The organism is Catellatospora sp. NPDC049133, from assembly GCF_040648455.1.
Taxonomy (GTDB): Bacteria; Actinomycetota; Actinomycetes; order Mycobacteriales; family Micromonosporaceae; genus Catellatospora; species Catellatospora aurea.
The window spans coordinates 152294-164183 of the sequence record NZ_JBEZDT010000021.1 but is presented as its reverse complement, the minus strand read 5'-3'; the positions used below and the strand labels follow the sequence as shown (position 1 = coordinate 164183).

General features: G+C 72.0%; 11 protein-coding genes. 5 read left to right on the top strand and 6 right to left on the bottom strand.

Translation table 11 applies throughout. From position 1 onward, the window contains the following. Positions 1–415: 415 nt before the first annotated feature. Positions 416–2542, bottom strand: coding sequence for an NAD-dependent DNA ligase LigA (ligA, locus tag AB0B35_RS24055; protein ID WP_361049115.1), 2127 nt, complete (start codon positions 2540–2542; stop codon positions 416–418). Between the two features lie 223 nt (positions 2543–2765). On the opposite strand from ligA, the gene AB0B35_RS24050 reads away from it, so the two are divergent. The 4 genes from AB0B35_RS24050 to AB0B35_RS24035 all read left to right on the top strand — a co-directional run bounded on the left by AB0B35_RS24050 (position 2766) and on the right by AB0B35_RS24035 (position 6826). Beyond that, on the top strand, positions 2766–4469 hold the full coding sequence (locus AB0B35_RS24050; RefSeq protein ID WP_361049113.1) for a PQQ-dependent sugar dehydrogenase: 1704 nt from the start codon (positions 2766–2768) through the stop codon (positions 4467–4469). A gap of 56 nt (positions 4470–4525) precedes the next feature. Next, on the top strand, positions 4526–5239 hold the full coding sequence (locus AB0B35_RS24045; protein ID WP_361049111.1) for an ABC transporter substrate-binding protein: 714 nt from the start codon (positions 4526–4528) through the stop codon (positions 5237–5239). After that, positions 5236–5607, top strand: coding sequence for a cupin domain-containing protein (locus AB0B35_RS24040; RefSeq protein ID WP_361049109.1), 372 nt, complete (start codon positions 5236–5238; stop codon positions 5605–5607). The genes AB0B35_RS24045 and AB0B35_RS24040 overlap by 4 nt, the downstream gene beginning before the upstream one ends. 76 nt (positions 5608–5683) lie before the next feature. Then, positions 5684–6826 (top strand): NAD(P)/FAD-dependent oxidoreductase, encoded by a 1143-nt coding sequence (locus tag AB0B35_RS24035; RefSeq protein ID WP_361049107.1) that lies wholly within the window; start codon positions 5684–5686, stop codon positions 6824–6826. A 34-nt stretch (positions 6827–6860) separates the two neighbouring features. Here AB0B35_RS24035 and AB0B35_RS24030 read toward each other — a convergent pair whose 3' ends face one another. Then, positions 6861–7358, bottom strand: coding sequence for a GNAT family N-acetyltransferase (locus AB0B35_RS24030; RefSeq protein ID WP_361049105.1), 498 nt, complete (start codon positions 7356–7358; stop codon positions 6861–6863). Positions 7359–7500: 142 nt separating this feature from the next. On the opposite strand from AB0B35_RS24030, the gene AB0B35_RS24025 reads away from it, so the two are divergent. After that, the gene (locus AB0B35_RS24025; protein WP_361049103.1) at positions 7501–8220 is read left to right on the top strand and encodes a winged helix-turn-helix domain-containing protein; all 720 of its coding nucleotides are present in this window, start codon (positions 7501–7503) and stop codon (positions 8218–8220) included. Positions 8221–8279: 59 nt separating this feature from the next. Here the strand turns inward: AB0B35_RS24025 and AB0B35_RS24020 are convergent, their stop codons facing one another. The 4 genes from AB0B35_RS24020 to AB0B35_RS24005 all read right to left on the bottom strand — a co-directional run bounded on the left by AB0B35_RS24020 (position 8280) and on the right by AB0B35_RS24005 (position 11525). Continuing rightward, on the bottom strand, positions 8280–8639 hold the full coding sequence (locus tag AB0B35_RS24020; protein ID WP_361049101.1) for a hypothetical protein: 360 nt from the start codon (positions 8637–8639) through the stop codon (positions 8280–8282). 81 nt (positions 8640–8720) lie between these two features. Further along, complete coding sequence (locus AB0B35_RS24015; RefSeq protein WP_361049099.1) at positions 8721–8960, bottom strand: hypothetical protein; 240 nt, start codon at positions 8958–8960, stop codon at positions 8721–8723. Positions 8961–9078: 118 nt separating this feature from the next. Beyond that, a complete protein-coding gene (locus tag AB0B35_RS24010) occupies positions 9079–9810 on the bottom strand; it encodes a hypothetical protein (RefSeq protein WP_361049097.1) in 732 nt (243 codons plus the stop codon). 158 nt (positions 9811–9968) lie between these two features. Beyond that, positions 9969–11525: an RICIN domain-containing protein gene (locus AB0B35_RS24005; protein WP_361049128.1), complete on the bottom strand. Its 1557-nt coding sequence runs from the start codon at positions 11523–11525 to the stop codon at positions 9969–9971. Positions 11526–11890: the final 365 nt, after the last annotated feature.

Here is an 11890-nt window from a genome sequence, read left to right as displayed (position 1 = left end):
GGTACTGCAACGGGGACGTTGTGGGAGAGTAGGACACCGCCGGACAAACATCGCTGTTCAAGGCCCGACCGTCATGGTCGGGCCTTGACGCGTTTCCAGGCAAGGAAGCGCCTTGTCAACCCCATCCGTCATACGAGGGCACCTCGTTAACGCCGCACCTATTCGGGCCCCTGCCACAGGGGCCCTTTTCGTTACCTGTAGCCGGCCGGCCGTTTTATCGGCTGCGGTGCGATGATCGCCGTTTCTGGTCAAAACCTGGGGCAGGACCGCAGATCATGTCCAGAAACAACGATCACCGAACCACGAACCGTGGCAGTGGCACACCGCCTGCCGTGCCCGCGTCGATCATGAAGTTGTGGCAGCGACTCGCCGCCGACCCGTGCCATAAGTTCATGATCGACGCGGAAAGGGTGGGTCAGGCGGGGGTGAGGGTGGTGAGGATTTCGGTGGTCGTGGTGTGGTCGCCGGTGCGGTGGGCGGTGAGGAGTCGGGCGAACTTGTCGGCGTCGAGGATGGGCAGGCCCAGGTCGGCGGCTTTGGTGGCTTTGGAGCCGGCGCCGTCGCCGACGACGACGAAGTCGGTTTTGGAGGAGACCGAGCCGGAGGACTTGCCGCCGAGTTCTTCGACGGCCTCGTTGCCCTGGTTGCGGGTGAGGCCGGGGACGGAGCCGGTGACGACGACGGTCATCGGGGAGCCGTCCGGGCGGCGTAGCGGCAGAGATGTCTCCGGGCCGGTGGCGGCGGTGGCGGCCGGGCCGGTCGGTTCGGTCATGTTGACGCCGTGGGCGGCGAGTTTGGCGATCAGCGGGGCGACCTCGGCGAGTTCGGCGAGGATGACCGCGGCCCGTTCGCCGCCGATGCCGTCGACCTGCTCCCACTCGGCCGGTGTCGCGGCCAGGATGTTGTCCATGGTGCCGAAGTGGCGGGCGATCCGGCGGGACAGGGTGCGGCCGGTCATCCGGATGCCCAGCCCGGTCAGCACGCGCGACAGCGGCCGGGTCTTGGTCGCGGCGATGCTGTTGACCAGGTTCGTCGCGGACACGGTGCCGAGCCGGTCCATTGCGGCCAGGGTCGGCACGTCGAGGGCGTACAGGTCGGCGGCGTCGGTGATGTGGCCGGCGGCGAGCAGCGCGTCGAGGATCTTGTCGCCGAGTCCTTCGATGTCCATCGCGTCGCGGCTGGTGTAGTACAGCAGCGTCGCCTTCTCGCCGCAGGCGCGGCCGCGGGCGCAGCGCCACCGCAGGTTGCTGCGGTCGATGTCGCCGCCGCAGCGTGGGCAGTGCTCCGGCGGGCTGAACGGCTCCGCGTCGGCGGGCCGGGCGTCGGGCACCGCGCCGGTGATCTCCGGGATGACGTCTCCGGCGCGCCGGATGTAGACGGTGTCGCCGGCGCGTACGTCGCGACGCTGCAGGTCGGTGAAGTTGTGCAGGGTCGCCGAGGTGACCACGACGCCGCCGACCTGGACCGGTTCGAGCACGGCGACGGGCGTGATGACGCCGGTGCGCCCGACCTGCACGTCGATGCGCAGCAGCGTGGTGGTGCGGGTGTCGGCGGGGAACTTGTAGGCGATGCCCCAGCGCGGTGCGCGGGTCGAGTAGCCGGCCTGGTCCTGGTCGGCGGTGAGGTCGGCCTTGACGACGACACCGTCGATGCCGAACCCGAGCTCGCCGCGCCGTGCGCCGAGCGCGGCGACGGCGGCGGTGACCTCGTCGATGTCGGTGCACACGGCGAGCCCGGCGGAGGACTGCGCGGTCGTGGCGACGCCGAGCGTGCCCAGGTGCTCGATCACGGCGGAGTGGCTGTGGGCGTGTTCGGCGGGCACGCCGTGGGCGGCGTACGCCATGAACGACAGTGGGACGTCGTAGGCCCGCTGGGCGCGCAGCGATCCGGCGGCCGCCGAGCGCGGGTTGGCGAACACCGGCTCACCGTGGGCGACCCGCAGGTCGCAGCCCTTGGCGAAGTCGGTGTCGGTCATGTAGACCTCGCCGCGGATCTCGACGGTCACCGGCGCGGACAGGCGCTGCGGCAGGCCGGCGATCAGGCGGGCCTGGCTGGTGACGTCCTCGCCGGTGTAGCCGTTGCCGCGGGTGGCGATCCGCACGAGCCGGCCCTCGGTGTACCGCACGGCGATGGCCAGCCCGTCGATCTTCGGTTCGACGGTGTAGCGGGTCACCGGGCGGTCGAGGGTCCGGTCGAGTTTCGCCGCCCAGTCGCGCAGGCCCTCGCTGTTGAAGACGTTGCCGATGCTGAGCATGGGTGAGCTGTGCTCGACGTCGCCGCCGACGGTCCCGACGACCGCGGTGGGGGAGTTGCCGGTGCGCCACTGCGGGTGCTCCCGCTCGCTGGCCACGATCCGGGCGTACAGCGCGTCGTAGTCCGCGTCGTCGAGCAGGTTCTGCTCACCGGCGTAGTACGCGGCGGCAGCGGCGCGGGCCTGCTCGACGGCCGACCGGTACTCGTCCCGGGTGGTGTGCGGCCGGGCGTGCGCGGGGTCGACGATCGGGGCGGCTGCCGTGGCGTCGGCGGCGAGGTCGTCTTGCATGGTGCGGGCTCCTTCATCGGCCTGCGTGGCCAGGCGGTATGCGGAGGATAGCCGCCCGGTGCGACACCCCGCCGATCACGCGAACGCCGGTGGGCGGCGTTCCGGCCGGCCCCGGGCCGGGGTCTCCGCGCCTGCGCCGCCTGGCCCCGCGCGCGAGCCGCTGCCGGATGGTCTGCGTAGGCGAGGTCTGGTGTGCGCGGTGTCGGGCTTGTACATTCCGTCAATGACACCCGTCGCACCGTCGCCGGTCGAGTCGGCTTCTGGTGGCTCCCGGCTGGTCAGCGGCCTGTTGCTGATCGCGGTCGTGGGTCTTGCCGTGCTGGTGTGGCGGTGGCCGGAGCCGCCGCCGGACGTGCGGCCGCCGTCCGCGCCGGGCGGGCTCAGCGTCGGGGAGACGACCTGCAAGTCGATCGCGCTGAGCTGGTCCGGGTCCACGGACGACACCGAGGTGACCGGATACGAGGTGCACCGCGACGGTCGGGCCGTCGCCAGTGTGGGCGGCAAGGCCCTGTCGGTGGTCATCACGGAGGTGCCCGCCGGCACCTGGAGCGTCGCGGTGAAGGCGCGGGACGAGGCGGGCAACGTGTCCCCGGCCGGCGGTGCGGTCTCGGTGACGCCGCCGTCGTGCGGCGCGGACGCCAAGGCGCCGAGCACGCCGGGCGGGGTCAAGGCCACCGCCGACGGCACCACGGTCACCATGACCTGGGACGCGGCCACCGACGACGTCGGGGTCGCGGAGTACGACGTGTTCCGGGACGGGGCGAAGGTCGGCACGGTCGGGGGCGGGGGCGGCCCGCAGTTCACGTTCATCGACCTCGGGGTGCCCGCGTCGGCCGGCCACCGTTACCAGGTCAGTGCCCGTGACGGGCAGGGCAACTCCTCGTCGCGCAGCGCCGGGGTCGACGTGACCGCGGGCGCGTCGTGCACGCTGCTGTGCGCGATCACCCCGGTCGGCAAGGACACCGGTGTCGTCTGGGGGCTGGCCGAGCTGCCGGACGGGTCGGTGCTCTACGGCCGGCGGGACACGTACGAGATCGTGCGGATGGATCCGCGTACCGGACAGGTCACCCCGCTGGGCACGGTGCCCGGCGGGGTGCGCGCGGGTGGCGACGGGGGCCTGGTGAGCCTGGCCGTGGCGTCGACGTTCGCCCGGGACCGCTGGATCTACGTGCTGTACACGACCGCGACCGACAACCGGATCGTACGGTTGCGCCTGCGCGGCGACGAGCTGGACGGCGGCTCGATGCAGTCGCTGGTCGTCGGCATCCCGCGGGGCAAGCTGCACAACGGCGGGCGGCTGCGTTTCGGGCGCGACGGCAAGCTGTACGCCGCCCTCGGCGACGCCGGGAACCCGAGGCTGGCGCAGGACCAGCGCAGCCTGGCCGGCAAGGTGCTGCGGTTCAACCCGGACGGCACGGTTCCGTCGGGAAATCCGTTCGGCGGCTACATCTGGAGCCTCGGCCACCGCAACCCGCAGGGGCTCGCGTTCGACGCGCGGGGCAGGTTGTGGGTGCAGGAGTCGGGCGACGGGCTCATGGACGAGACGAACCTGATCGTCAAGGGCGGCAACTACGGCTGGCCGGCATGCGAGGGCACCGAGTCGAAGTCCGGTGCCGGCTGCGAGACGCCGGGGTTCGTCGCGCCGCAGCAGACGTTCGCGGCGTACGACGGCGACTGCGGAGGCCTGGTCTTCGTGCGCGAGGTCGGCTACGTCGCGTGTGCGGGCAGTTCGCGGCTCTACCGGGCCGTTCTCGACGGCGACGGCCTGCTCGCCGAGGTGCAGGCGGTGCTCGTCGGCGCCTACGGCCGGCTGCTCACGGTCGAGCCCGGTTCGGGCGGCACGCTGTGGCTCGTCAGCGGCACCACCGGCGCGGCGGGGACGCTCGACACGCAGTTCCTGCGGATCACGCTGCCGCCCGCGTCTTGACCCAGAGAACCCCGATAGCGGGATGCTCTGGGTCGGATCGGCATATCTTGGACAACGTGCCAGGTGTGCCGCTGCGGGTCGGGTCGGCGTTCCCTGATCCGCCGTTCGAGGTGGCGGGTGTGCCGCCGACGGGCTTCGACCTCGACTGGATGGCGGCGGTCGCGGCCGAACTCGGGCGGCCGCCGGCGGTGCGCCACTACGAAGGGTCCGACTTCGACGGGATCTTCGCCGAGCTGGGCAGGAGCATCGACGTCGTCGCCTCCGGTGCGACGGTCACCGAATACCGCAAGACGCTGGCCCGGTGGTGCGAGCCGTATCTGCGGTCCGGCCAGAGCCTGGCGGCCGCGGCCACGGCCGGGGTGCGCGGCTGCGACGACCTGCGCGGGCTGACCCTGGGCGTGCAGAGCGGCAACACGTCGCAGCCGGTGGCCGAGCGGCTGCTCGCCGCGGGCAGGGTCGGGGCGGTGAAGGCGTACGCCTACTCCGAGATCCGCACCGCGCTCGACGACCTCGAACACGGCACGATCGGCGCTCTCATGAAGCTGGAGCCCGTGTTGCGCCGGATGGTCGCCGACCGGCCGGCGCTGCGGATCGTGCAGACCGGCATCACCTCCGAGTTGCTGGCGGTCGCCGTCGCGCTGGACGACGCCGCGCTCGCCGGTCGGATCGACGATGCCCAGCAGGCGCTGCGCCGCCGCGGCGAACTCGCCCGGCTGGGCCGCAGGTGGCTGGCCGACAGCGACCCTGAGGCCACGGCGGTGCTGACATGATCCGGCTGGTCCGCCTGTTCACCGGGCCGGACGGCCGGTCCCACGTCGAGGAGTCGGCGCTGCGCCTCGGCGCGCTCGGGCCGGACGCGGCCACCGGCTGGCTGCCCACCACCGCGGCGCGCTTCCGGCAGAGCCCGCCGGGTTCGGAGCTGACCTGGCACGACGCGCCCCGGCGGCAGTACGTCGTCACGCTCACCGGAACGCTCGAGTTCACCACCCGCGACGGCGAGACCTTCCGGCTCGGCCCCGGCGACGTGCTGCTGGCCGAGGACACGACGGGCGGCGGCCACCGCTGGCGGCTGCTCGACGACCAGCCCTGGACCCGGGTCTATCTCCAGCTCCCGGAGAGCGATCCGGCGCAGGTGTGACGAGACTGTGTAGATCGCGGGCGGGTAGCGTGATGAGACCGTTCCGGGACGATTTCAATACCTAGCTTCTCTAGGTATGCATACAGTGGATGTCCTGGTCGTCGGTGCCGGTCTGGCCGGCCTGCACACCGCCCGCCTGCTCGCGCGACACGAGCTGACCGTGATGGTGGTCGACCGCCGCAGGTCGCTGTCGGCGGGCATCCGCACGACGGGGATCTTCGTGCGGCGTACCCTCGAAGACTTCGACCTGCCCGACCACCTGCTCGGCCCCGGGGTTCGCGACGTGCTGCTGTATCCGCCGTCGCGGCGCGATCCGATCCGGCTGGCCAGCGACCGCGACGAGTACCGGGTCGCCGACATGCCCGGCGTCTACGAGCACGCGCGCCGCGCGGCCGAGTCCGCGGGCGCGCGGATCGTGCTGGGCGTGCGCTACGACGGCTCGTCGGCGGGTGTCGTACGGCTGGAAGGTGCGGAACCGGTGCGGGCCAGGTTCATCGTCGGCGCGGACGGCGCACGTTCCCGGGTGGCCCGTGACCTGGGCCTGGACGTCAACCGCAGCCTGCTCGTCGGCGCGGAGCTGGTTCACCCGATCGCGTCGGGCACCACCACCCCGGCGTTCCACTGCGTGCTGGACCCGCGCGTCGCCCCGGGCTATCTGGGCTGGGTGATCGACGACGGCCACCACGCGCACGTCGGGGTCGCGGGATACCCGGACGCCATGCGGGCCGGGGTGCGCCACCTGCTGGAGGAGTTCGCCGACGGCGCGCCCGGCCGCGCCGAGCCGACCGGCCGGGTCGAGCGGCGCGGCGGCCCGATCCCGGTCGGCGGCGTGCTGCGCCGCCTGGCGAACCCGGCCGGGCTGCTCGTCGGGGACGCGGCCGGTGCGGTGTCCCCGCTGACGGCAGGCGGGCTCGACCCCTGCCTGCGGATGTCGGAGCTGGCCGCGTCGGTCGCCGCGGGCTGGCTGCGCACTGGCGACCAGCGGGAACTGCGCCGGTATGACGGCACCGCGCTGCGCGGCCGGTTCCGGGGCCGGCTGCTGCTGCGCCGGATGCTCGCCGGGGTGCGGTCACCGCTGGCCGCGGAGGCGGCGGTGGCCGCGCTGCGCGGCCGGGCCGGCCGGGCGGCGGCGGCACGCGTGCTGTTCGGCGACGGCTCGTTCCCCGACACCGAACCCCGGCTCGCGCGCCCGGCGGTCAACCGCTACGCCGCGAGCTGACCGCTGCGACGGTTCCACGAGCCCGGCCGGTGACTCAGGCCCGTTCGCCCTCCTCGACCTTGAACGTGCTGAAGCCGCGGCGGTGGTAGTTGGGCAGCGCGGCCGGGTGGTCGACCGAGGACGTGTGCAGCCACACCCGCCGCACCGCAGGGGTCAGGTTCCACGCCTGCCGGACGGCGAGCGTCAGCGAGTACCCGCCCAGCCCTCGCCCGACGAACTCCGGCACCAGCCCGAACGTGTCGATCTCCACCTCGTCGTCGGGGTGGAGATCGCACGCGAGCAGTCCCGCCGGCTTGCCGTCGTGGGACAGCAGCCAGAAGGCCCGGTCGGGGTGCCGCGCGAACCACAGCTCCCACTCGGGCGCGGTGCGCACCGCGCTTCCCCAGCCGTAGGGTGCGCCGATCCGGGCCTGCAGCTCGACGACCAGCGGCGAGCGCCGGTCGAGCGGTGCCAGCGCCAGGCCGGGCACCGCGGCCGCGGGGCGGAACTGGTCCCGGTCGGTCATGTGCACGTAGGTCACGGTCTCCCTCACGGGCCGTGAGCCTACCGCCGGTCGCCGCCGCGTCCGGCCCGCCCCGCGACTGTGCCGTTTCCGACAACGCGCGGCCGCCGGTTGCCGCCCGCCGTCCCTTATGGTGGGTTGCTTTCCTGGTGCGACACAGGAGGTGGGCGGGATGCAGGTGAGGCTGCTGGGCTCGGTCGAGGTCGTCGTGGGCGGCGCGGTGCGGCCGGTGCCGGGGCTGCGCCGCAAGGCCGTGCTGGCGATGCTGGGCCTGCACCCCGGGCAGATCGTCAGCAGCGACCGGCTGATCGACGCGGTATGGGCCGACGACGCGCCCGCCACCGCGCTCAACACCCTGCAGCGCCACATCTCCTACCTGCGCGACCTGCTCGGCGCCAAGGACACGATCACGGCCCGGGCGTCGGGCTACCAGCTGGACCTCGGCGAGGAGGCCACCGACGTGCTCGCCGCCGAGCGGCTGATCCGCGCGGGCAGGCAGGCCGCCGATCCGCAGCGGACGGCCGCCTGTCTGCCGGAGGCCGTTGCCCTCGACCTGTTCGCCGGGCTCGGCGACTGCGGCGGCCAGGCCGGCACCTCCGACAGCCTCGGCTACATCCACCACCACCTCGGCAACCACGAGCTGGCCATTGCCCACTACCTGCGCGCGCTGGAGCTGTACCGGGGCCACGACGACCGCTACTACGAGGCGGACACGCTCGACCTCGACGACGCAGTCGCCCTTGCCGCCCGACCTGTCGCCCGCCAGCGCGGGGGCCGCCGCGCCGGCGACGGCCAGCGTGGTGCCCACCGCGAGCGCGGCGACCATCAGCCTTCTCATCATGCCCTCCTGTGTCGTGTCGTACCTGGACACGACGGTGGCGGCGAGCGCTGACGCGTGCCTGAAACGGGGTGCGTGCGGCCGGACTGCCGCTGAGACCGCGCCGCCGTCGGTTACGGCTCGACGGCCGCCGGCGACGTCGGCTGCGAGGCGGGCGCAGCGGACCGCGGCATGAACACGGCCGCGGCCAGGAGCGCGATGGCGACGACCTCCAGGACCGCCGAGAACGGCGTGAGCGCGTTCTGGGCGATCCGCCACGCCGACGGCACCTCCTGGCCCAGTGAAGCCCAGTCGGTGGCCATGTCGTCGAGGAACGAGATGCCCGTCGCCACCAGCACGCTGTTCAGCACCATCGAGATCCCCGCGGCCAGCGCGAGGTTGCTCGCGGCCGGGCCGATGTCGCCCCGCTTCTTGTACGCGAGTCCGATGATCAGGCCCGCGATCAAGGCTGGGAAGTAGTTGGTGAAGGGCATCGGGTTCACTCCGTCACGGCTTTGGGTTGGCGAGACGATACTCGTGCTGCTCGGAGGTGGTCGTCTGGGGTGAGTCACTGGTCAGCACATGGCGGTCCGTGCGATGCCGAGGACGAGTACGCCGATCGAGATGGCCACGACCGCGGTGCCGAGGACTCTGCCGGCGACCTTGTGCTCGTCGGGTGCGAACAGGAAGAACAGCAGCGAGAAGGCGATTCCGGCGGCCCCCATGCAGACCGTCTCCGTGGGTGAGGCGTCCTTCGGGGTATCACCTTGGCCCAGGCAGCCTGCCGCCGTCGCCAGGTGATCGAGTATCGACACGTCGTCCTCCGTCGCCGTCAGGTCAGGCGGCGTGGTCCCGGCTGCTGCCGAACGCCGCTGAGCGCCCGGTCAGGGCACCGACGAACATACCCGGAGTGATCAAGACCGCGCGATGTGGTCAGCGCAGACGTTCCACGGTGACGGGGATCAGACCCTGTCCGCGGGCGTCGGCCCGCAGGCGGCCGAGCAGCTCGGTGAGCTCGGGGTCCGGGGCGTCCGTGGCGCGGTCGGTGGACAGGTCGACGGCCCAGGCAGCGCCGGCGCCGATGCGGCGCAGCGTCCAGGTCACGGTCTGCCCGTCGAGGGTGCGCCTGGTGCGCCCGGCGATGCGGTGGGCTCTGTCGTCGTGGCGGTCGAACGGCTGCATCCGCCACCCGCTGCGCAGCGCGGTGAGCCCGTGGTCGGGTAGGTCTCCGGCGAGCAGCACCCGGTAGACGCGGCGTTCTCCGGTGGCCTGCGCGGGCACCAGTGACAGCGGGGCGAGGTCGGGCAGGTCGAGCCGGTCGAGGAAGTGGCGGCGCAGTTCCGGCTCCGGGCCAAGTTCGCCGCCGCCCAGCAGCCGGTATGCGGCATTCGCGCCGGCCCGGTCCACGGGTGTGACCCTGGCCTGCAGGCGGGTGTCGCTGCGCAGGCCCCGGCTGAACGCCGCCGCGCTCCACCAGCTGCGGCCGACGGCGGTCCATCCCGCACTGTCCAGTGCGGACGCCGTGCCGTCCGGCCGCAGCACGAACTCCTCCACGACGATGCCCTCCGGCGGCAGTGCGCGTTCGCGAGCTCGGACGTTGGCGAAGACGAGGTAGTAGTCGAGCTGCTCGGCGACGTCGACGGCGGGTTGTCCAGCGCGGCTCACACGTTCGATGGTGCCGCCGCCGCCCACTCGGCGGCGCCCTGACACGCCGCGCCCGATGTGTCGTATATCGACGCTTGACGCACGACCCGCCGCCGTCCCACGGAAAGGAAGGGCACCTTCACATCGCCATGCGTTGTAGAAGGTGCCCTTCCTTCGCTTCAGCAGCGGGCAATGGTGGAGTTGTTGAGGGTGATGCCGGTGATGGTCAGGTTGTCGGCGCAGGGATTCTCGACGATCCGGTTGTTGACCAGGGTGAAGTTGCGCAGGGTGAGGTCGCGGTTGCCGGCGAACTCGGTGCGTTCGGCCAGTCGGACCTCACCGCCGCCGCTGATGGTGCCGCCGTCGGCGGCGATGTTCACGTTGTAGCAGTTCTCGATCAGGATCGCGTTGTTGCCGGTGTTCGCGATGTCGACGCGGTCGATGGCCGCGCCGCCGCTCTCGGACACGCAGAAGATGCCCCGGCCGCCGCCCCGGGCCCGGACGGTGCCGACCCTGATGTTGGTGGAGTACGCCGATCCGATGCGGCCGTTGCGGTTGGCCATGCGGAACGCGGCGTATCCGGTGCCTGCTCCCGCGTTCTCGGCGTCGACGGTGCCGACGGTGGCGTTGATCGTCTGGTTGAGCAGCAGGCCGGATTCGCCGACGTTGCGGGCGGTGACGGTGCCGACGGTGAGACCGTCGACGCCGTACGTCTCCACGGCGTGTGAGCTCGCGCCGGAGACGTACACGTTGTCGATGCGCACGTTGCGGGTCCACTGGCTGGTGTCGCCGCGGTTGTCGATGCGCACGCCGAGACCGGCGGACAGCCGCATGTCGAGCTGCCCGAGGACGACGTCGGTGACGTTGCGCATGAAGACGCCGTACAGTGGGGTGCCGGTCAGGTTGAGGTGCTGGACTTCGACCTGGGTGGTGCCGCGCGAGTAGATGGGCGCCTGGTCGCCGCTGCCCGTGCCGGTGACGTTGATCGTGCCGCAGACGTCGATCGTGGTGTAGCTCGGGAGCGAGATGCGCGCGTTGGCGCTCATGGACCCGGAGCCGCGTACGACGACGCGCTGCTTGGACGTGCGGCCCGAGGTCAGGCTGTTGACCGCCGCCTGCACGGCCGAACGCAGGTCGGAGCCGGTGTAGACGGTGCTCGAACCGTTGCGGGCGGTCCAGGTGGAGCCGCTGAGCACGGCCTCGGCGTGGAAGGAGCCGCTGCCGCAGGCGGTGCCGCCGCCCGAGCCGAGTTTGACGAGCTGCCACTGCTGGTTGTAGCCGTCGAGGTCCTGGTATTGCGAGAGCATGCCGCCGTCGGCGGCGGACCAGCTCCACACTTCGACGGCTTTGCCGCTGTGCCGGTTGACGAACCGTACGTAGCCGCCGCTGGAGTCACTGACGCCGAAGTGCTGGCGGGTGTTGCCGCTGACGGCCGTGTTCTGGACGAGCTGGATGCCGTCGTTGGCGTTGGGCAGTTCCAGCACCTTGCCGCTGTGCACGGAGCGGATCTGGTAGTAGCCGCTGCCGACGTCGATGAAGCGCCACTGCTGCACGGCGAGGTCGTTGCGGGTGAACTGGTTGACCGGCGCGCCGTCGGCGGTGGACCAGTTCCACAGGTCCATCGCCTTGCCGCTGTGCCGGTTGACCAGGACGTAGGTCGCCGATGTGTCGATCGTCGCGGCCTGCGCGGTGCCGCCGGACACCAGCGTGCCGACGGCGACCAGCGCCGCCGCCATGAGGCCGGCCAGCGGCAGGCGCCATCGGCGGCCGTTGCGGGCGTGTGCCACCTCGGGTCGCATTGTGCCTCCTTCCATCAGAGGGCTGCCCGCGACCGGGGTGATCGGCGGCTCCAGGCGCGGAAAGCGTTTTCCGCAACGGAGGGTATGTCGGAGACTCATAAGTGTCAATGCCGAACTGTCGGACATGGCACATGTCTCTATCGGACACGAACCACGGCCTGCGGCGCGGGCGATCGGGCATGCCGTGCCGGTTGACCTCGCCGAGTAGATCCCTTAAGTTTGTTAATACGATAAACTTAAATGTGTCGCCACGGTGATCCCGCCAGGTCGCTCCGGTCCGGGCCCAGGGCAGCGCCAGCGCG